The organism is Bacillus sp. EB106-06-01-XG163, from assembly GCF_058791615.1.
Genome location: NZ_JBYTDS010000005.1, coordinates 172,974 through 194,583 on the forward strand (window position 1 = coordinate 172,974; position 21,610 = coordinate 194,583).

Annotated in this window: 16 protein-coding genes and 1 pseudogene; 7 read left to right on the plus strand and 10 right to left on the minus strand. The window is 47.9% G+C overall.

Annotation, left to right across the window (positions count from 1 at the left end):
• Positions 1 to 157 precede the first annotated feature (157 nt).
• Genes nagA through AC3WTF_RS08450 form a run of 3 tightly spaced genes read left to right on the plus strand, consistent with a single transcriptional unit; the run spans position 158 to position 2,815 of the window.
• A complete protein-coding gene (nagA, locus tag AC3WTF_RS08440) occupies positions 158 to 1,348 on the plus strand; it encodes an N-acetylglucosamine-6-phosphate deacetylase (RefSeq protein WP_144463876.1) in 1,191 nt (396 codons plus the stop codon).
• The gene (nagB, locus tag AC3WTF_RS08445) at positions 1,345 to 2,070 is read left to right on the plus strand and encodes a glucosamine-6-phosphate deaminase (RefSeq protein WP_039063705.1); all 726 of its coding nucleotides are present in this window, start codon (positions 1,345 to 1,347) and stop codon (positions 2,068 to 2,070) included. The genes nagA and nagB overlap by 4 nt, the downstream gene beginning before the upstream one ends.
• Before the next feature lie 13 nt (positions 2,071 to 2,083).
• Positions 2,084 to 2,815 carry a GntR family transcriptional regulator gene (locus tag AC3WTF_RS08450; RefSeq protein ID WP_012118554.1) on the plus strand — a complete coding sequence of 244 codons (732 nt, stop codon included), beginning with the start codon at positions 2,084 to 2,086 and terminating at the stop codon, positions 2,813 to 2,815.
• Positions 2,816 to 2,958: 143 nt separating this feature from the next.
• Here AC3WTF_RS08450 and AC3WTF_RS08455 read toward each other — a convergent pair whose 3' ends face one another.
• The 6 genes and pseudogenes from AC3WTF_RS08455 to AC3WTF_RS08480 all read right to left on the minus strand — a co-directional run bounded on the left by AC3WTF_RS08455 (position 2,959) and on the right by AC3WTF_RS08480 (position 9,676).
• Positions 2,959 to 3,534: a TetR/AcrR family transcriptional regulator gene (locus tag AC3WTF_RS08455; RefSeq protein WP_015418312.1), complete on the minus strand. Its 576-nt coding sequence runs from the start codon at positions 3,532 to 3,534 to the stop codon at positions 2,959 to 2,961.
• Between the two features lie 167 nt (positions 3,535 to 3,701).
• On the minus strand, positions 3,702 to 7,571 hold the full coding sequence (locus tag AC3WTF_RS08460; RefSeq protein WP_492314232.1) for a lamin tail domain-containing metallophosphoesterase family protein: 3,870 nt from the start codon (positions 7,569 to 7,571) through the stop codon (positions 3,702 to 3,704).
• A 93-nt stretch (positions 7,572 to 7,664) separates the two neighbouring features.
• The gene (locus tag AC3WTF_RS08465) at positions 7,665 to 8,024 is read right to left on the minus strand and encodes a phage holin family protein (RefSeq protein ID WP_007407446.1); all 360 of its coding nucleotides are present in this window, start codon (positions 8,022 to 8,024) and stop codon (positions 7,665 to 7,667) included.
• On the minus strand, positions 8,025 to 8,219 hold the full coding sequence (locus tag AC3WTF_RS08470; RefSeq protein WP_007407447.1) for a PspC domain-containing protein: 195 nt from the start codon (positions 8,217 to 8,219) through the stop codon (positions 8,025 to 8,027). It abuts the gene before it with no gap.
• A gap of 4 nt (positions 8,220 to 8,223) precedes the next feature.
• The gene (locus tag AC3WTF_RS08475) at positions 8,224 to 9,321 is read right to left on the minus strand and encodes a DUF4097 family beta strand repeat-containing protein (RefSeq protein WP_007614045.1); all 1,098 of its coding nucleotides are present in this window, start codon (positions 9,319 to 9,321) and stop codon (positions 8,224 to 8,226) included.
• A 24-nt stretch (positions 9,322 to 9,345) separates the two neighbouring features.
• Positions 9,346 to 9,676 (minus strand): annotated as a pseudogene (locus tag AC3WTF_RS08480) (hypothetical protein).
• Between the two features lie 197 nt (positions 9,677 to 9,873).
• Between AC3WTF_RS08480 and AC3WTF_RS08485 the strand changes: the two are divergent.
• Positions 9,874 to 10,134: a hypothetical protein gene (locus AC3WTF_RS08485; protein WP_032867067.1), complete on the plus strand. Its 261-nt coding sequence runs from the start codon at positions 9,874 to 9,876 to the stop codon at positions 10,132 to 10,134.
• Between the two features lie 25 nt (positions 10,135 to 10,159).
• Here the strand turns inward: AC3WTF_RS08485 and uvrA are convergent, their stop codons facing one another.
• The 3 genes from uvrA to AC3WTF_RS08500 all read right to left on the minus strand — a co-directional run bounded on the left by uvrA (position 10,160) and on the right by AC3WTF_RS08500 (position 15,438).
• Positions 10,160 to 13,033, minus strand: coding sequence for an excinuclease ABC subunit UvrA (uvrA, locus tag AC3WTF_RS08490; RefSeq protein ID WP_492314233.1), 2,874 nt, complete (start codon positions 13,031 to 13,033; stop codon positions 10,160 to 10,162).
• Between the two features lie 7 nt (positions 13,034 to 13,040).
• Positions 13,041 to 15,026, minus strand: a complete 1,986-nt coding sequence (gene uvrB, locus AC3WTF_RS08495; RefSeq protein ID WP_003151439.1) for an excinuclease ABC subunit UvrB — start codon at positions 15,024 to 15,026, stop codon at positions 13,041 to 13,043.
• A gap of 175 nt (positions 15,027 to 15,201) precedes the next feature.
• Positions 15,202 to 15,438, minus strand: a complete 237-nt coding sequence (locus AC3WTF_RS08500) for a CsbA family protein (protein ID WP_003151438.1) — start codon at positions 15,436 to 15,438, stop codon at positions 15,202 to 15,204.
• A 301-nt stretch (positions 15,439 to 15,739) separates the two neighbouring features.
• Between AC3WTF_RS08500 and AC3WTF_RS08505 the strand changes: the two genes are divergently transcribed.
• The 3 genes from AC3WTF_RS08505 to AC3WTF_RS08515 all read left to right on the plus strand — a co-directional run bounded on the left by AC3WTF_RS08505 (position 15,740) and on the right by AC3WTF_RS08515 (position 20,246).
• The gene (locus AC3WTF_RS08505) at positions 15,740 to 18,241 is read left to right on the plus strand and encodes a PEP/pyruvate-binding domain-containing protein (protein ID WP_047936244.1); all 2,502 of its coding nucleotides are present in this window, start codon (positions 15,740 to 15,742) and stop codon (positions 18,239 to 18,241) included.
• Positions 18,242 to 18,312: 71 nt separating this feature from the next.
• Positions 18,313 to 18,936: a TetR/AcrR family transcriptional regulator gene (locus AC3WTF_RS08510; RefSeq protein WP_015240677.1), complete on the plus strand. Its 624-nt coding sequence runs from the start codon at positions 18,313 to 18,315 to the stop codon at positions 18,934 to 18,936.
• Positions 18,909 to 20,246: an MFS transporter gene (locus tag AC3WTF_RS08515; protein WP_047936245.1), complete on the plus strand. Its 1,338-nt coding sequence runs from the start codon at positions 18,909 to 18,911 to the stop codon at positions 20,244 to 20,246. The genes AC3WTF_RS08510 and AC3WTF_RS08515 overlap by 28 nt, the downstream gene beginning before the upstream one ends.
• A gap of 585 nt (positions 20,247 to 20,831) precedes the next feature.
• Here the strand turns inward: AC3WTF_RS08515 and AC3WTF_RS08520 are convergent.
• Positions 20,832 to 21,605, minus strand: a complete 774-nt coding sequence (locus AC3WTF_RS08520; RefSeq protein ID WP_042635520.1) for a thioesterase II family protein — start codon at positions 21,603 to 21,605, stop codon at positions 20,832 to 20,834.
• Between the last annotated feature and the right edge of the window lie 5 nt (positions 21,606 to 21,610).

The window sequence follows — 21,610 nt, forward strand, 5'->3', positions numbered from 1 at the left end:
CTGTTCTGGGATGTTCCGAGCTTTGAACAGTTATATTTTATCACTTTACCGTCTGAACCAAAACAGATTTATACAATTCCGGCATAACTGGTCTAGATAACTAGTCTGAAAAAGAGTAAAATAAAACTAACAACTAACCAGAAAGGCGTGTTTTAAAGTGGCTGAAAGCTTGTTAATCAGCGGTGCGGACATCGTAACAGAAGAAGAAATCATCCGAAACGGTTTTCTCGGTATAAAGGACGGCATCATTTCTTACGCGGGGAAAACAAGACCGCAAGAAACGTATGAGAAGGAATGGAAGGCGCCCGCGGGCTCGTATGCGCTTCCCGGAATGATTGATATTCATATTCACGGCGGATACGGCGCGGATACGATGGATGCTGATGTTGCAGCTCTTGATACAATGTCCGCCCGGCTGCCCGAAGAAGGAACAACCTCTTTTTTAGCGACAACGATCACACAGCAGCACGAAAACATTGAAAAAGCGCTCGTCAACGCCAAGGAATGGACGGACTCCTCACCGCAGGCCCAAAAAGGCGCTGAGTTGATCGGCATTCATTTAGAAGGACCGTTTGTCTCTCCGAAAAAGGCGGGAGCACAGCCGAAACAATGGATTACTCCTGCTGATGCCGGGCTCTTTCAGAAATGGGAGCGTCTCTCCGGAGGTCTGATTAAAATCGTGACGCTTGCACCGGAAGAAGATCCTGATTTCAGCCTGATCCGTTATTTAAAAGACCAAAACATCATCCCGTCAATGGGACACACAGACGCGGGAGCCGAGCTTTTACAAAAAGCGGCGGATGCCGGGGCGGTGCATATGACGCACCTCTTCAACGCCATGAGCTCCTTTCATCATCGTGAGCCGGGGGGCATCGGTACGGCTCTCGCCTGCGGCCGCATCACGGCGGAGCTGATCACTGACGGCATTCATTCCCATCCTTTGGCCGTTAAGCTTGCCTATTTGGCGAAAGGAAGCAAAAACCTGATCATGATAACAGACTCCATGCGGGCAAAAGGGCTTAAGGACGGAGAATACGAATTCGGCGGACAAAAAGTCACCGTTCGCGGGGACACGGCGCTTCTCTCTGACGGGACGCTGGCCGGTTCCATTTTAAAAATGAATGAAGGCGCGGCGCTCATGCGCAGGTTTACAAACTGCTCATGGCTGGATATAGCAAATATGACATCGGCAAATGCGGCCCGCCGCCTCGGCATATTCGACCGTAAAGGAAGCATCGCCGAAGGAAAAGACGCCGACGTTGTTCTGACGGACGGACAGTGCGGCGTGCTGGCCACGATTTGCCGCGGAAACACCGCATATATCTCAAGGGAGGCTGATTGGACATGAACGTTATCACATGCAGACATTATGAAGAATTAAGTGAAAAAGCCGCAGCGATTATCGCTGAAACAGTGAAACAAAAGCCGGATGCCGTTCTCGGCCTTGCGACGGGAGGCACCCCTGAAGGCGTATACAAAGAACTTGTGCGGATGCACCGCTCAGAAGACTTGTCATTCCGGAATGTCACGACGATCAACCTTGATGAATACGCCGGGCTTTCTCCCGAGGACAAAAACAGCTATCATTATTATATGAATACACATTTTTTTGCACATATCGACAGCCGAAAGGACCGCCGCTTTCTCCCTGACGGACGGGCAGACGATCTTGATGCCGAATGCGGACGATATGACCGATTGATTCAAACACTCGGCGGAGCGGATATACAGCTTTTAGGCATCGGACACAACGGCCATATCGGCTTTAATGAACCCGGGACGCCATTTGAATCCCGAACCCATGTCGTTGAGCTGAATGAAGAGACAAGACAGGCGAATGCGCGGTACTTTCCGTCAATTGATCAAGTCCCTGTAAAAGCCCTGACAATGGGGATCGGGACGATTTTGTCCGGCAAACGGATTTTGATCATGGCATCCGGAAAAAGCAAAGCCCAAGCGGTGAAGCAGCTTCTGGACGGGCGCATCAGCGAAGCATTCCCCGCCTCCGCCCTGCACGCGCATCCGGATGTGACGGTCTTGATTGATGAAAAGGCTGCGGGCGGCGATTGAAAGGATTTGACCTATGCAGATTGATAAACAATCTCCGATTCCGATTTACTTTCAGATTATGGAACAATTAAAAACACAAATCAAAAACGGCGAGCTGAAAGCGGATGCGCTGCTTCCGTCGGAGCGGGAATACGCCGAACAATTCGGCATCAGCCGAATGACGGTGCGCCAGGCGCTTTCCAATCTGGTGAATGAAGGATTTTTATACAGGCAGAAAGGCCGGGGAACGTTCGTCAGCAAACTGAAGATGGAACAGCCGCTTCAAGGGCTGACAAGTTTTACGGAAGATATGAGAAGCCGGGGCATGAAGCCGGGGAGCAGACTTGCCGAATACCAGCTGATTCAGGCGACGGAAGAATTATCTTCTATCCTGGGATGCGGCTATCCGGCAACGCTTCATAAAATCATCCGCGTCCGGCTGGCGAATGATATCCCGATGGCGATTGAAGCCTCGTACATTCCGTTTGACAAAGCGGGAAAACTGGACGCCTCTCATTTTCAATCATCCATGTATGAGCATATTGAAGCGTACAATCAGATGCCGATCTCACGGGCAAAACAAGAGCTTGAACCGGGAGCCGCTTCCGAGGAAGAAGCTGAGCTGCTCGGTATCCAGCCCGGCGCCCCCGTCCTCTATATCAAGCGGACCACTTATCTGCAGGACGGCACTGCCTTTGAGCACGTCAAATCCGCCTACAGAGGCGACCGCTACACATTCGTGCATTATATGGACAGGGTGAAATGAAACATCTCCAACCGTTACGGGTTGGAGATGTTTTTTGATCTGCCATTTTCAAATCAAGCCGGTGAATGTTCTCTATGACTCTGTCAAAATGGAGAGGCTGTGGTTCTGGTATCTATTTTTATAAAGAAAAGAGTAATAAAATGCTACCCTCTGTTTTGGACAATATACGGAACCTGCTTTGAAACCAGCAGCAGCGGTTCTTTGTTTTTATGAGCCAGTGAAAACATGATTGCGCCTTCAATCATCGAGTTGATTGTCACCCCGAGCTTCTCCGCTTCCTCTTGTTCAAACCCATGCTCAAGAAATTTTGCCGCAAACACATCCGTCCACTTCTTGAACACCTCAACACATGTGCATCTTAACGTTTCATTGATCAGAGCGGTCTCACCCGCCAGCAATCCAACCGGCACGCCCTCAATATTCTGCGGATCATTAAACTGTTCAGCCGTTACATGAATAAAGTGCTGAATCGCTTCTATAGGGTCCGCGAATTGAGACATACTATTCTGTATTTGCTTTTCTACGCATCTTCCCGTATATTTGATCGCCGCAATGGCGAGTTCTGCTTTTCCGTTTGGAAAGTGATGATACACAGACCCTCTGGGTGCTCCGCTCTCTTTTATAATTTGATTCAAACCAGTCGCATGGTATCCCTGAATCTGAAAAAGATATGCAGAGGTTTGAATAATTCTTTCTTTTGTCCCGGTTTTACTGTTCATTATGTTTCCTCCTGCATATTACGAAAACCAATCGATTTTAGTATAGAAAAGGGACCTAAAAAAGTCAAAAGCACTTATCACAGCAGGACGCCGCCATTTACGTACAGAAAAAATCCTGCTGACCGTCAGATTTTCTTCTGAGCGATCAGCAGGCTGTATTTTTTTCGTTATGGGTTTGAGGCATGCCTGAAATCAAACTGATCCGGAGCCGGGCGATACGGCGTATTTCCCGTTTTGAACATCCACAACGGTGATATTGTTTTGCCGTTGTACGGGTCCTTAACAACGGTGTACCAGTAATAAACGGAATCAGGCTGCAGGCCGTCCCAGACCCAATTTGCGGTTTTTCCGCTTTTTACGTGTTTTTTATGACCGAGCAGTTCGTTCGTATAGACGTTGCATTCAAAATAATCGGTCGCTACCCTTTTCCTCTTCGGCTGTAAATCCATTTCTGCTGAGAATTCGTCTTTATCAGCGAACAGATCGGTGTCATAGTAATTGATGTCATCCGTGTACGGCGAGTAGGAGAACATGTGAACCTGATTGGCGGCCTGATCGAATTGCATCATGCGCATAAAGCCCTGCCCCCCTTCCGGACCGTCCTGGTAGTCGGTCAGAATTTGGTGGACGAGGCGGTCCGGTTTTCCGTCCCCGTCATCGTCAAGCGCATCGGTTTTTTTCATGGCGTTATGGTAATGGCCGCTTAATACCATCGCCACATTGCGATTCGGCTTGACGACTTTTCGATAGATCGTTTCCCCGATCGGGCTTCGATTTCCGCTCACAAGCAAGTACTCATGAAAGCATAAGATGGCGGTTCGGTCCGGATACCTCTTTAGCACTTGATTGATCCAGTCAATCTCTTGTTCCGCAATGCCCCAGCCCATATAAATCATAATAAAATCGTTCCCGCTTGCCGACAGCAGATCATAATGCCCGCGGTTATTTTTGTATGATCCGCCGTAATGCATGTTCTGTTCAAACCGGCGGCTCCCGAAGAAATCCCCGAATGTTCGGTATGTGCCGTCTTTATGGCCGACGTCGTGATTGCCTGCAAGCACTCCGTACGGAATCCCCGCCTTGTCAAGCGTCCGCATGGAGTGATCGGCGTTTTTCCACTGTTTCATCACCATTGAATCATCGACGATATCACCGGTATGAAAGACATATTTAATATTGTGCTTTTCCTTATTTTCTTTGATCCACTCCGTCATTTTGTCAAAAATGTGCGGGTGCCCTTGTGCGTAATACTGTGTATCCGACATCCAGACAAACGTGTAATTGCCTTTCGCCGGTATTTGATCCTGCACGATGACATTCATTTTTGAGTTCTTCACCACATCCGCTGCGGAAACGGCGGCTTTTAGTGTAAACGGCTTTTTATCTTTGGCAAGGACGCTGTCCGCCTCCTGCCAGCGGCTTGTCCGGTAATTCCAAATATACATGGTTACCTTTCGGCCGGGCAGAGAGCTTCCTTTCCAGACCGCCTCGGCCAGATCCGTTTCGTCGATAGACGGGTCAACGGAGACTTCGAACCGGTGATAAGGAAAACGCTCCATACTTTCCGCCGAAACGGTTTTTCCGTCATTTGCCGAGATGCGGTTCATTTCCGGCAGGGTAAACGGCATTTCATTTTCTTTTATGCCCCTCGGCGGTTCCGTTAATGAGGCGTGTTTATACACTTTCACGCTGCCCGGATTCCGCGCGGTATAACGGAAGCCGCGATAAAATGATACATTCATGTCATCCTTCGTCGGGTCTTTTACCCGGACGGACAGCTTTGCTTTGTGGGCGCCGATTTTTTGATCGGCAAGCTCCGGCTGGTTCGGCTCCTCCCGTTTGATATGGAAGGTGCGGACGGACGTTGTTTCATTTCCGGCAAGGTCTGCCGCAATGATGGTAAGGGTATGTTTTCCGGGCTTGAGATCGGCTGATGACGTGTGATGGGGGAGCGTAATGCTTTCTCCGTCCAAAAACGCTTTGACCTCTTCCACTTTGCTCCATTTGTCACGGATGTCCGCATTCAGCTCAACATTACCTTTCAGCGCCGCGCCTTCTTTGATACCCGGGACAATCTTCGGCCCCGTATTGTCCACCCGCACAGATTGGCTCAGCTGCTCCTCCCCGTCGCTAACAAAAATATGGTGATAGCCTTCAGAAAGCTTCGCCGTGTTCCACGGCAGCAGCCGTGACGTAAACAAATGATCCGGCAGGCTGAATGAGAAGGTCTTCTGCTGATTCGCCCGCCTGCCGTCACCGATAAACAGCTGCTCAGCCGGATCCGTCTTCCCGTCTTTGATCACCGTTCCGTCCGAAAGCACCAGACGGGCATGTTTCACGACAAAATCATCCCGATTCTCTCCCGTATCATACGGAGAAACCTTTGAGCCCGAACGGATGGATACTTTCTGCGTTTTGCCCCCTTTTTGCAGCAGACGTTCCGGAAGGAGAACCGAGTGCGTTCTGTAGCGGTGAGACGGATCGTCAAAAATGTGCAGCACCTCATTTTCCATTATGACGGTGTTTTGAAAATAAAGATTCGTTTTCCGGGCATCGAAGGCGAAATAGACCCCTTTTTCCAGCGCCGGCCGGGTCTCCTGCCGCTTGCCGTCAATCCACAGCTTGATCTTATCGGCGCTGACGTCGGAAGTCGCTTTGAGCAGATAGGTGCCGGATATCGTATCTTCGGATTCAACATTCATTCTGAGTCCGTGTGATTTGCTCGTCTGTTCAATGTCAATCATTTTGACGGGCGTTTTTGCTTCATTTTCTCCATCACTGGCTGCGATATAATACTCAAGCTGATCCTGGCCGAGCAGCTCCGGGGAATAAAGAATGTGATGGTATAAGCTGTCGTTGCGGTCTTTTTCGGCCAGAATTCGTTTGAATGGTTTTTTCTCATTGGTCCGGTAATAAAACGCGGCTGTTTTGACAAGGTTTTTGTCTTTTATGTCAGCCTTTAATTCAATGCTTTCAGCGGGCCGGACGGGCTTTCTGTCTGTAAGGTCTTCGATGACCGGTTTTTCCTTGTCGGGTTTTATCACCCTTTTCTGCTGCGGGATCTGCGCCTGAAAAACGGAGCCCGGTGACGGCTTATGCTCGCTCGTGGAGATCTTCAGCAATTCTCCCGTTCCGTTCAGCGGATATTTGTACAGCAAAGAAGTCAGCCGGCGGAAAGCGTGTTTCCGGTATTGCGCTGAGGCGATATCCTTGCCGGTATTTGCCGACAGCACCACCGTACGCGGGCGGCCGTTGGATATTCCGTCCGTCCCTTCGATGACGGCGAGATGTTTTCCCTCCTTCAGGCGTGTCCCGTAATAGCGGTTGAAATCATCTATCGTCAGTTCTGATGCGGCGCGCCTCAGCCAAAACACGTAAGTCCCGCCTGACGGAATGACGGTATCTTCTTTCGGCCTCCATATCATGTCTGATTCCGGCCCTTCCTTCGGATAGCGGTAGCGGATGTGATAGTCTTTAAAATGAATGGGTCTGTCCGTCGTGTTATACACCTCGATAAATTCATAGGCATCAGCGCCGTCTTCATTTTTCGTATCAACCGCAAGCTCCGTAATCATCAGCTCGGGAATATGATTCAAATCAGCTTGATAGCCGTCCAGCTTCAGCCGCTTTTTCTCCGATTCCGCCCGCTGTCTGCCGTTGGTGAAAACGAGGTAATATTCCAATTCTCCATTCCAGATATCCCGTTTTGAAATCTGGGCCGTAAACAGCCGGATTGCGCCTGGCGCGGGCTCCATCGGCACCATTTTAAACCCAAGCTCATTGCTTTGTTTATAAAAAAGAAACGCCGAAAACGCTTGATAGTCAGCATTCCGTACATGAGCCTGTATGAACAGGTTTCTTTTCATTTCCGCCTTTACTTCGATTTGGGGAGGATTCTCCAGAAGCGGTATGTAATGAGGCGGCTGTCCGAATTCCTGCTGATTCACGGGGATTGCCGATTCTTTGCGCGCCGCATCCGCAGAAGGACTCACACAAAGCAAACCAATCAGAAAAAAGAGCGTCATCACAAGTTTCATCTCATTACCTCCCTATACATTATGTTGCGTCAGGAGGCTGCCGCTTATGTAAATCACACATAAAAAAGCTGCCCTCTCGGGACAGCTCGTTTTTTACCTTTTTCTAAGCGGCTCCAATATGCCTTTTTGGATCAGCAAGTGGAAAACGGACAGCACGACAGACGCCCAAATGGCGGTGCCGAACCCGTCAATCTGAAAGCTGTCTCCCATCAAGGCTGCGGTCATCATTAACGTAATGGCGTTGATGACAAACAGAAAGAGGCCGAGGGTCACAACCGTGACAGGCAATGTCAATATGACGATGATCGGTTTGATCAGCACATTTAACACAGAAAGAATCACACTGGCGATGACAGCCGCTCCGATACTGCTGATATGGACGGAATCAAAATATCCCGCGATAACGATTAATAATAAAGCATTTACTAAAATGCTGACTGCCCATTTGATCATTTATTTCAAATCTCCTTCTAAAGGTACAACAAAACACCAGATAATATATACAATCGGCACGATTCCGCTCGTGACAAGCGCTAATACAACGGTGATAATGCGCAAAAGCGACGCATCCATATTGACGTACTCCGCCAAACCGCCGACGACGCCGGCGATTTTACGGTTTTTTTCTGAACGGTAAAGTCTTTTCATCCAATCACCTCTGAGTATGCTTGAGCTTAATGGCTCCTGTTAACGATTCTGAGAAAATCGAGAGATGCTGATCATGGCCTTGATTTGATGCCAGCATCAGTTCTTTTTGAATGGTATCATTCTTTTCCTTTAAAATTTCCGCATCAATCAGCTCATGGCTGAGAGAGCCGAGATTGCTTTTCAGCTCCGCTTTCACCGCCGAATCATCAGGCAGAGCGATATCCACGTTTCCCGTCGTCGTTTTCGTGTAGATGGAGCGGCAGTGCGGCGCTGTCACGGTAAGCATGATATTGCCGTTAAAGCTTTGAACGTCAATGGATTCACTCGATCCGCGCAAATCAATCAAGCCGTTGATCGTTTCCGCTTCAATCGCGCCGCATTGATGTCCGGCCAGCTTGATTTGTCCGTTAGCCGTTTCCGCCGACGCTTTATCAGCCGTCAAATGAGAGAATGACAGAACGCCGTTTGTGGTTTTCGCCGAGAATTCTTTTACATGTAAATGTTCCCCTCTGATCGGTCCGTTAAACAGCTTCACTCTTATCTTATCGTACTCTTTCTGGGGAACATAAAGCGTGACATTGGTTTTCATCGTTTTCTTTTCCGTGCGGACAAAAAACTTATTGCCCTTCACTTCACACTCAATGTGCTGAAGAAATGCGGTGCGCGCCGCCTCCTGACTGTCCGCCCGGTACACTTTCGCCTGGCACTCCGCTCTGATATCTTCATCCGCCCACGGCACGATATTGACGCTGCCGTTTGCAATCTGCATATCAATGGCCGAGAATTCACTGTCTTTAAATTGAAAAATATGCTGCACTTCGTGTGCGTGGCCGAAATTCAGATCAAGATCCGCTTCCTTCACTTTTTTGACGGCAGAATCAATCCAGTCGAACAGCTTCGCCCCGAGCGACGGCTTTTGGCTTCCTTTTGCCCCGCTTTCGAAATCTTCCGCAGGTTCCTGGACCTCCGCAGATAATGCGGTGATCTGCTCTTCTTTTTCTTTATATTCATGATCCAGTTTTTCAATGAGCGTCAGTGCTTCCTGCGCCGTCAGCATGCCGTCTTCCACAAGCTTTAAAATCCGTTCTTTCTCCTGTTTCATACAAAACGCCTCCCCCGACTTTTCTTACACCTGGCGTAACACCTTAATTCCCTGCACGATATTCCAAATGACCATTCCGATGAGGATCAGAAAATAAACAGCTGCTCCTGTTATCATAACAAAAACGGGCACCATACTCTCCCCCTGAGCCGTAATCAATCCGCCGACAACAAACACCCGCGGTCACAATCAGCAATCCCGCAAACGGAATGATATGGGAAATCAGAGCGCGCATGGCATGCCGCTTCGTCTCTTTTTCATCGACGACAAAGTAAGCCACAATCGGAAGAATGAGCGGCGCGAGAAACACGCTGAAATAACAGATTGATGCGATAATCGCTTGATTTCGGTTCAATAAAAACACTCCCTGTGCCGTGATGTAAAAACCCTTCCTTATACATACGTATGACGAATGGGCGGGTTTCATTTTCATGCTAAGGACATGCTTCGTTATACGTAATTTTTGATTTCAGAGATTTCACTATAGAATCTTTTCCCCGAACCGATTACAATATGTAACAAAGCCTGACCGTATGCAAGGAGGACATACAAATGGAGAAAGATCCCGAAAACGCCCAAGTAACGGAAGAGAGTCTTCTAAATTTAATTCGCGAACAGAAAAGAATGAACAGCGAAATGCTGGCTGAATTGGAACAGATCAAAGCAGCCCCTCTTCCCATTTCCCATGATATCCAATATATAAAAGTGCTGCTGGACAGCAGCAGCACCCATATTCTGCAGGACTTAATGCATTTAAGCAGACAGCTTCCCCAACAGAAAAAAGCCTGTAACACAACAGCCCAAAACCGGTGAGTTTTGGGCTGTTTTTATTGATCTATTATGTGGCTGCCGTTTCTTTTTCAGCCAGCAATGTTTTCATCCGTTTTTTATCACGTTCCATTACCGGTTTCAGATAGCGGCCCGTATATGATTCTTTCACTTCGACAACTTCTTCAGGCGTCCCGGAGGCTACGATCGTGCCGCCGCCCGCTCCGCCTTCAGGTCCCAGGTCTACCATGTAGTCCGCCGTTTTAATGATGTCGAGATTGTGTTCAATGACCAAAACGGTATCACCGTTATCGACGAGTCTTTGAAGCACAACCAAAAGCCTTGCGATATCATCAACGTGGAGTCCTGTCGTCGGTTCGTCCAGAATATACAGCGTCCGGCCTGTGGAACGCTTATGCAATTCGGAAGCAAGCTTGACGCGCTGCGCTTCTCCGCCTGACAGCGTCGTCGCCGGCTGGCCGAGCGTCACATACCCGAGTCCGACATCGGCAAGCGTTTGAAGCTTGCGTTTGATTTTCGGGATATTTTCAAAGAAAGACAGAGCATCTTCCACCGTCATATCCAGAACGTCAGAAATGCTTTTTCCTTTGTATGTGACCTCCAGCGTCTCCCGGTTGTAACGTTTGCCGTGGCACACTTCACACGGGACGTACACGTCAGGAAGGAAATGCATCTCAATTTTGATGATGCCGTCGCCGCGGCAGGCCTCACAGCGCCCGCCTTTTACATTAAAACTGAACCGGCCTTTTTTATAGCCGCGCACCTTTGCTTCATTTGTCTGCGCGAATACATCGCGGATATCATCAAACACGCCCGTATAAGTTGCCGGATTTGATCTCGGTGTCCGGCCGATCGGCGCCTGGTCGATGTCGATCACCTTATCAAGGTGGTCAAGGCCTTTGATTTCTTTATGGCTTCCCGGTTTCGCTTTGGCTTTATGAAGCTTTTGCGCAAGCGCCTTATGCAGAATTTCATTCACAAGCGTGCTTTTTCCGGAACCGGACACACCTGTCACCGCCGTAAAAGTGCCGAGCGGGAATTTGGCGTTCGCTTTTTTCAGGTTGTTTTCTGAAGCGCCTTTGATTTCAATGAACCGGCCGTCAGGCTTTCTTCTCTCCGGAGGCATCGGGATGAATTGAGCCCCTGACAAATAGCGTCCGGTCAGAGAGTCCGCATCATTCATCACTTCTTCTGGCGTCCCCGCCGATATGACGCGGCCGCCGTGAATGCCGGCGCCCGGACCGATATCTATCAAATAATCGGCAGCCATCATCGTATCCTCATCATGCTCAACGACAATCAGTGTGTTGCCGAGATCCCTCATGTTTTTCAGCGCGCTGATCAGACGGTCATTGTCACGCTGGTGAAGGCCGATGGACGGCTCATCAAGAATATACAGGACGCCTGACAAACGGGAGCCGATCTGCGTCGCAAGCCTGATGCGCTGGGCTTCTCCGCCTGACAGCGTGCCCGCCGCCCGGCTCAGCGTCAGGTAATCAAGACCGACTTTATCTAAGAAGCTGAGCCGCTCCACAATCTCTCTTAAAATTAAATCGGCAATCTGCATATCTTTCTCAGACAGCGTCAGGTTTTTGAAAAATTCAAGCGCGTCGCCGACAGAAAGTTCGGTAATGGTTCCGATATGACGCCCGTTGACCAAAACGGCAAGCGCTTCTTTCTTCAGCCGGTAGCCTTTGCACGTCGGGCACGATTTCTGTGACATGTACTGCTCCATCTGTTCACGGATATAATCGGAGCTTGTCTCTTTATACCGTCTCTCAATATTGCGCAGCACACCTTCAAATTCAATTTCATTTTCGCGCACTTGTCCGAAATCATTCTCGTATTTAAAGTAGATCCGTTCATTGCCGCTGCCGTACAGCACTTTATCAAGCTGATGCTTCGGCAGGTCTTTGACCGGAGTCTCCATATCAATGCCGTAATGGCGGCAGACCGCCTGAAGCAGCTGCGGATAATATTGTGAACTGATCGGCGTCCACGGCGCGATGGCGTGTTCCTTTAATGACAGCTCGGGATTGGGGATGACGAGCTCAGGGTCCACTTCCAGCTTCAAGCCGAGACCGTCGCAAGTCGGACAGGCGCCGAACGGACTGTTAAATGAAAACAGCCGGGGTTCAAGCTCCCCGATAGAAAAACCGCACAGCGGACAGGCGTGATGCTCGCTGAACATCAGCTCCTCCTGACCGATGACATCTATCATGACACGGCCTTCCCCTAAACGGAGCGCGGTTTCCAGCGAGTCGGAAAGCCGGGCGGCAACGCCTTCCTTGACAACGATCCGGTCAATGACTACTTCAATGGAATGCTTTTTGTTTTTTTCAAGTTCAATATCGTCGGAAAGCTCGGCCATTTCTCCGTCAATCCGCACCCTTACGTAACCTTGCTTTCTGATTTGGTCAAGCACTTTGACATGGGCGCCTTTTCTGCCTGAGATGATCGGCGCAAGCACTTGAAGCTTCGTCCGCTCCGAATATTCAAGAATCCGGTCAACCATCTGTTCAATCGTTTGCGACGTAATTTCAATGCCGTGCTCCGGGCAGTGCGGTTTCCCGACTCTCGCGTACAGCAGCCGGAGATAATCATAGATCTCCGTTACCGTTCCGACGGTTGACCGCGGATTGCGGCTTGTCGTTTTCTGGTCAATGCTGATCGCCGGAGAAAGCCCTTCGATCGCATCAACGTCCGGCTTATCCATCTGCCCTAAAAATTGGCGCGCATAGGCAGAAAGCGATTCAACATACCGCCTCTGTCCTTCCGCGTAAATGGTGTCAAAGGCAAGGGATGATTTTCCCGATCCGGACAGCCCCGTCACGACGACGAGCTGATCCCGCGGAATCGTTACATCAATGTTTTTTAAATTGTGCGCCCTTGCGCCTTTCACCTCGATCCGGTCAATTGCCATGTGTTCATCATCCTTCCGCTTTAAGCTCTAACAGTAAATCACGAAGCTCTGCCGCCCGCTCGAAATCAAGCGCTCTGGCCGCTTCTTTCATTTCGTGCTCCATTTGCTCAACGACTTTCTGGCGTTCTTTCTTCGTCATCTTCGCCAGTTTAGGCGCGGCTTTTGTTTTATATTCTTCTTTATCCTCAGCGGCCTGCGTCGCGCGGATCACATCGCGGATTTCCTTATTGATCGTTTGCGGCGTAATGCCGTGAATTTCGTTAAAGCGCTCCTGCTGTTCCCGGCGGCGCTTCGTTTCATTAATCGCGATTTCCATCGAATTCGTGATTTTATCGGCATACATGATGACGCGGCCTTCCGCGTTTCGCGCCGCCCGTCCGATCGTCTGAATCAGCGAACGTTCAGAACGGAGGAAGCCTTCTTTATCCGCATCGAGAATGGCGACAAGTGACACTTCCGGAATATCAAGCCCTTCCCTCAGCAGGTTGATGCCGATTAACACATCATGTTTTCCGAGGCGGAGGTCACGGATGATTTCAATCCGTTCAAGCGTCTTAATCTCGGAATGCAGATAATTGACCTTGATGCCGATTTCCTTGAGATAATCGGTCAGATCCTCTGACATTTTTTTCGTTAAAGTCGTCACGAGAACGCGTTCATTCCGTTCAATCCTCGCCTGAATCTCGCCGATCAGATCATCAATCTGTCCTTCGATCGGCCGGACGTCAATGAGGGGATCGAGGAGTCCCGTCGGTCTGATGATCTGCTCGATCATTTCCGGCGTATGCTCAATTTCATACGGTCCCGGAGTCGCCGACACGTACACGATATTGTGCATGTGTTTCTCAAATTCCTCGAATCGGAGCGGACGGTTGTCAAGCGCTGACGGCAGGCGGAACCCGTGATCGACAAGCACCTGTTTTCTCGCCTGGTCACCGTTGAACATGCCGCGCACCTGCGGAATCGTCACATGTGATTCATCAACGACAATCATAAAATCGTCCGGAAAATAATCAAGCAGCGTATACGGCGTAGAGCCCGGCGGTCGGAGTGTCAAATGTCTTGAATAGTTCTCGATCCCTGAGCAAAAACCCATTTCCCGCATCATTTCAAGATCATATCTCGTCCGCTGCTCAAGCCGCTGCGCTTCAAGGAGCTTGCCGTTTTCGTGCATGACTTTCAAGCGCTCCTCAAGCTCCTGTTCAATATTCAGAATCGCTTTTTCCATCTTTTCCGCCCGGGTGACGAAGTGGGAAGCCGGGAAAATCGCAACATGGTCACGGTCGCCGAGAATTTCTCCGGTCAAAGCGTCGACCTCTCTGATCCGCTCAATTTCATCTCCGAAAAATTCCACTCTGATACAATGTTCGTCACGGGAAGCCGGGAAGATTTCCACAACGTCTCCGCGCACGCGGAACGTCCCGCGCTGAAAGTCGATATCATTGCGGGCATACTGGATATCCACAAGCTTTCTCAGCAGCTCGTTCCGCTCAATCTCCATTTCCGGTCTGAGCGACACAACCATCTCCCGGTATTCTTCAGGTGAACCGAGACCGTAGATGCATGACACACTCGCGATAATAATGACATCTCTCCGTTCAAACAGAGAGGATGTCGCGGAGTGTCTCAGTTTATCAATTTCATCATTAATGCTTGCGTCTTTCTCTATAAAAGTATCCGTTTGAGGCACGTACGCCTCCGGCTGATAGTAATCGTAATAGCTGACAAAATATTCGACAGCGTTGTTCGGGAAAAACTCCTTAAACTCGCTGTACAGCTGTCCGGCAAGGGTTTTGTTATGGGCAATGACCAGTGTCGGTTTATTCACTTCTTTAATCAGATTGGACACGGTAAAGGTTTTGCCCGTCCCTGTCGCACCCAGGAGAGTCTGGTGTTTTCTGCCTTCCTGTATGCCTTTGACAAGCTTCTCAATCGCTTGCGGCTGATCTCCCTGGGGCTGATATTTCGAGACTAACTCAAAACGATCTTTCACAAAAAAGCCTCCGTTTCTTTACGAAATCTTCCTATTGATATAGTAACACAATGATGGGCAAAATCACTAAAAATACGAACTAAAGTTCGATGGTTTATTTTTACCAAGTCAATTTTTGTATAAAAAACCTGCTTTTATGGCGTAAAAGCAGGCATTCTATTTCATATTCACCATGTCAGGCATTGTCTTTCTTTTTGTCTGCTTCTTTTTTGGCCATGTACAGCCCTCCGGCCACCAGCGATACGACATCCAATCCAACGATAAAATACGTTTCGGTGTAACCCTTTAAATAGGATGCGAAAAGCAGTGCGGCTGTGAGAGCGATCGCCACATAGTGGTTAAACGTGACGCGCGTAAAAAGGACGACCAGCATAAAAGGGAAACATAATGCAAAAACGGCTTTTGTAATCACAAAAACCCTCCTCGGGAATTCTTCATCTCATCTGATTATAGTAGAAAATGAAGAATCGGACAATCGTTCCCCTGCTATCACAATACCCTTTTTCAGCAGTCTTCAATCATCTGTCAAAAAAAATGTGAATATAAATCCATTGAACCATTAACCAGATGAACCGAATTACCTTTCTTCAGCCGAAAGGATGAGAAGGTTTAGGTCTTTGTATCTTTGACAGTTTCTTCCTCCCTCTTTACAATGTAATGATAGTGTTTACTATCATTTTTCTTGGATGAAGAAAAAAAGGGGGTCATACCGCATGTATTCAGTGCGATTTCAAAAAGCGGAAGAATCGAGCCGCTCTGCAGGAGCAAAAGGAATGAACCTGATTAAACTGACGAAAAACGGGCTGCCCGTTCCCGGCGGTTTCATCATTCAGACGAATGCCCTGACACGTTTTATGGAAGACAACGGGCTTCAAGCAGATCAGGAACAGATGGAGCGCGCCATTATGAACGGCACGTTTTCAAAAGAGCTTCGGGAGGAACTGACCGCGTCGTTTTATGAATTGAGAGAATCATACGCCTCTGTCGCCGTACGTTCCTCCTCCGCGTCCGAAGATCTTGAAGGGGCTTCTTTCGCGGGCCAGTACGAAACCTATTTAAATATCAAAACAGAAGAAGAGTTTCTCGGAAAAGTGAAAGAATGCTGGGCTTCCTTCTTCTCGGCGCGGGTCAGCGGTTATAAAGAGAAAATGAACAATGACACCGCAGAACCGTTAATGGGCGTTGTCGTGCAAGGGCTGATCAATTCCGAGGTTTCAGGAGTCATTTTCAGCCGCAACCCCGTCACACATGATGACGGAGAGCTGATGATCAGCGCGAGCTACGGTCTCGGAGAAGCAATCGTCTCCGGCAGCGTGACGCCTGACACATTTATCGTCAATAAAGACACATTTCAGATTGAAAAAGAAATCGGCTTAAAAGAAATGTATATCGTTTCTAAAGACGAAGGCGTGACGGAAAAAGAGACGACCGCTGACATGAGAAACCGCTTCTGCCTTGATGACGAGAGCATCAAAGAGCTTGCCATGCTGACGATAAAGACGGAAGAACTGTACGGTTATCCCGTGGATCTCGAATTCGGATTTGCCGAAAATAAGCTGTATCTGCTTCAGGCCAGGCCGATTACAACGATCGTGCAGGATCAGAAAGCGGCAGACGAAGAACGGGAATTTATCATGACGCCCCGGGATCAGAAAGAGTTTTGGCTCAATATGGAGGCCAATATAGAAGGCCCCGTCAGCCCGTTATTCGCCTCACTCATTGTGCCGGCTTTGGAATACGGCCTCAAAGAGAGCACGAAGGCATTCCCTGTAATGGGCATCGAAATCGAGCGTGTCAAACTTCATCAGGGCCGTGTTTTTTCCAGACAGCATAAGACGGACGACAAGCTGCCCGCAGAACAGTTAGAAGCGCTTTTCCCCGTCTTGGCTGACCGCATGTACGATATTATTCAGGAAACCTTTCTGCCTTTTTATCAAAAGCTGGACGAACTGGCGCATACAGAACATACGCCGGAGACTGCCCTTAATGCGTTCCGAAACCTGCAAGACTTCTATTTAAAAGGATACGCAGAACATTTCAATATTGTCTTTCCGCAGGTTGCGTTAAACATGATACTGGAATCCATGTACGGACAGGTTGAGAAAGAAAACACATCCCTTCTGTACGAAATGCTGGCTGGCGTCATGAATAAGTCATTGGAGACCGACAGACAGCTCTGGCTGCTTTCCGGACAAGTAAAAGACAGCCCTGAGCTGCGGCGCGTCTTTACGGTTTCTCATGCCGATGAGCTGCATCAGACGCTTCTGCAATCAAATGAGGGAAAACGCTTTCTCGAACAAGTCGGTGAATTTTTACAGGAATACGGCTGGAGATCCGTGAAAAGTCATGATCTGATTGAAGAAACTTGGGCGGAAAACCCTTATTTCGCTTTGGCCAACATTCAGAACTATGTCCGGAACGGATACGATTTTGACAGTGAGTTTCATAAAACGATAGAAAAACGAAAACAGCTCTACGCCGACTTTATGGATAGAATTGAAGATGACGGCTTCCGGGAGACGTTTGACCGCTATTATCAGTGGACATTGTCTTCATCCGTCATCAAAGATGATCACCATTTTTATATTGATGCGATGCTGGACGCCAAAGCGCGCCTTTGCCTTCTGAAAATCGGCGAGCTGCTTCAAAAACAAGGCGTAATCGATGATCGGGAGGATATGTGGTACTTATACAGTGATGAAGTCGAGAAAGCGCTGGCGTCGCCGGTTCCGATGCAGGAAAAAGCCGCTGAACGAAAACAGCTCTTCCAGCAATATCAATTGCTTGAAGCCCCCGCTTATCTCGGGACTCCGACTTCGGAACAGCTGAAAATGGCTGAACAGATTACCGGCTCCATCACAGAAGATGAAAAAAACACTGAACATCAAATTTACGGACTTGCGGCGTCAAGCGGAATCGCAAGCGGCCCTGTGAAAGTCATTCGTGACGCAAGTGAATTTTCCCGTTTTTCAACAGGAGACGTGCTTGTCTGCAAAATGACGACACCGCTGTGGACCAGTCTGTTCCAGGATGCAAAGGCCGTCATTACGGACACGGGCGGCATCCTGTCACATGCGGCGATCATCGCGAGGGAATACGGGCTCCCGGCCGTTCTCGGCACACGTGCCGCGACTGACAGGCTCAACGACGGAGATATCGTCACGGTGGACGGGACAAACGGCAAGATTACGATTGTCAAACGCGCTTCATGCTAGGTTTCCCTCTTTATTGACGGGCAGGGCGGGTGTATACTTGTCCTGCCAGTATTTACGCGAGGTGAAACATGTTGAGAACGACGAACAAGAGAATTATTGACGCCGCGATGAATCTGATCATCCAAAAAGGATACCGCGCAGCGACAACAAAAGAAATCGCAGAAAAAGCAAAAGTAAGCGAAGCAACGATTTTCCGTAATTTTAAAAACAAACAAGGATTAATGAAAGCCATGATTGAACAGCAGACGCCGGTTCCGGAAAGCATGATCACCAAGGCGGAAGGCGATTTGTATGAGGATCTTCTTCATTTCGCCGCGACCCTTCTTCAGCAATTGGAACAAAAAAAAGAAGTGTTCCGCATCTGCCTGCGCGAACCGGAACTATTCGAAGACGTCCTGCAGGATATTGTCGTATATCCGCAATCCGTGAAAAAGCATTTAATCGTTTACTTTAAGGAGCTGACAAAGAAAAATATGATAAGCCCCGGCAGCGAAGAAGCTAATGCAGACGTCTTTATGACGATGATTTTCGGTTATTTTATACACCGGCTGCAGCTGGGAAAAAGAGTCATTACTCTCTCTGAGGAAACGATGCTGAAACACAGCACTGAGATTTTCATGAAAGGCATTACCGGCCGGTCATTTTCCGGCTCCAAGGAGGATGAAGGATGGGTTCAAAGAAAGAATGGGCGCTGATCGTTTCGCTTTTGCTGGGAGCCATACTCGTTCCTATCAATTCTACGATGATCGCAGTCGCCCTTTCATCCATTTCCCGCTCATTCAGCGAATCAATTGCCAGCATCACATGGGTAGTGACCGTGTATTTAATCGTGATGGCCGTGACACAGCCCATTGCCGGCAAACTCGGTGATATGTACGGAAACAAAAAAATGTATTTATGGGGCGTCGGCCTTTTTCTCATCGCATCATTGGGGTGCGCCCTCTCGCCAAGTCTTTTCTTATTGATTTTCTTCCGGGCGCTTCAGGCTGCCGGCGGCGCTTTGCTTACGCCAAACAGCATCGCCATCATCCGCCATGTCGTGTCTGAAAAACGGCTTCCGAAGGTATTCGGCTTTTTCGGCCTCGGTGCCGGGCTGGGCGCGGCTCTCGGTCCGTTTATCGGCTCTCTTTTAATTGAGAGCTTCAGCTGGCATTCGATCTTTTGGGTCAACATTCCGTTTCTTGCAATCGCACTCGTGACGGCATTAGTGATGTTTCCTAAATATAAAGAAGAAACGTCTGACGCTCCGCTTGATATCATCGGGTCCGTTTTGCTTGCCGGAAGCATTGTATCTATTATTCTTCTGACGAAAAATGAAAACTCTTTGGGCTATTGGGTGTACGCACTGCTCATTCTCGTATTTGTTCCGCTATTTTTCAGGCGGGAGCTGCGCACGAAACATCCGATTATTGATTTTGATCTGTTTAAAAACACGACCTTTACGAGCGCCAATCTGTCGGTTCTGTTAAGCAATTTAATGATGTACGCCGTGTTATTGATTATGCCGCTCTTTATGACCGGCCACTTCAGCATGAATACATCGCACAGCGGCATGGCGCTGTCAGTCTTTTCTGTTTTCATGTCCGCCAGCAACTGGGGCGGAGCTCAGCTGCATCAGAAATGGGGCGCGCGAAGAATGATTTTTCTGTCCTTCGGGCTGATGGCCGTAGCCAATCTCTTATTTTTGCTTTTGGTTTATTCCCATTCCGTTCCGTTTCTTATGGCATCGCTTATTGTAGGAGGCATCGCGTCAGGTGCGGGGCTGACGAGCATGCAGGTATCTTCCCTTGCGACGGTAGAACCGGGCATGTCCGGCATCGCATCCGGGATTTTCTCCACCTTCCGTTATTTCGGAAGCATTATTTCTTCAGCGCTGATCGGTTTAATCTCCGGGTTTCATATTCTGTTTATCATATTGATCGGAGTTTCTGTGATCGGCTTGTTCGTATCGCTTGGTATCAAGTCCGGGGAAACCGTTCAGACGAAAAAAAGCCATTCGGCATAACGAAAAAGGTTCCGTAAGCATCTGCTTTCCGGAACCTTTTCTAGTTTTCCTTCTTCATTTTCTCTCTCAAAGTGTCACCGCAATGCCGTTTGCTCTATGAGAATCTTTTGATTTACAAGAGAAAAGGTGAATGTAAATGGCTGAGAGTTCCGATCAAGTTCGGCGCTGACATCGTAATCCGGCCGTAAAAAAAGCCCGGCCGCTGTGTTGTTAGCGGCACCAGGCTTTTTATATGTGATTTTTCATAATTAATAAAACTGAAAGCTTATTATTTCCAATGTTTTTTCTTAATTTTTTTCATAATTCTCCTTACTAAAACCTACCTAAAACAATTATTGAATATTACTTTTATAATTAAGCAAAATTAAGTAACAATCATTGAAGGATTCTCAGACTGATAAAATTTATTTTAAATATAATATTTCAAAACACATTGATCCTCCTTCTAAAGTTGAGTCGCGTCACTTTAGTAGAATCATACCGTGGCTTCCCTTGTCAAAAGGCACAGTTCTTTTTTACACCACTACTTGAGACTTTAACGTTTCTCTCATTTGAATTAATTCAAAATAGAATTAATGGGGGAGATTACCCCCGTATTTCCAGGCGATCCAGGTGGGTGGCCTGGTAAATATTTTGAGTCTCTGTATCTTTAACAATAGTATTTACAATATCATTAGGATACCGATTCAAAAAAAAATGTTCTCCTTTAAACTTATGAAATTTCACGTTTCCTTCAACAACTTCACTCCATTTATGCATTTCATTGATATGAGTCGAAAAATCGCTATCCGCATAAAAAACGCTTACTCCACAACTTATTTTTTCTGCTTTGGGCTGAAACTTATAATTGTCCAAAATTATAAAATCTGCTCGCAAAATCGGAAGAAACATATCCATAATCTCTTTTGTATAAAACTCCTCTGGTATTCCCCCATATTGTTCCACCTTTGTCAAGAAAGTTTCATTAGTCATATTTTCAATGTCTTCTCTCTTTTCAAAAATATGTGGAGCATCTCGCCCAGAAAAAAACAGATGCCTTGGTTCCTTAGTTCCCATTTGCTTAAGTTTATAATATATCTCATAAGTCAATAAGGCTCCCATGCTGTGTCCAAATATAACATATTCATCGTCATATTCTAATTGTTCACTTATTCTTTTGGCGATATCTTCACTTGCTTCACCAACAGACTGGTAACAAGGCTCTGTGAATCGAGTTCCTCTTCCAGCCAATTCACATATACACAATTCATATCTATCCGGCAGTAGTTTTTTCCATTCATAATATGCATTTACCGACGCTCCAGCATATGGAATAGGAAATACTTTTATTTTATTTATTTCACTCACTCCTATGTTCAACTTGA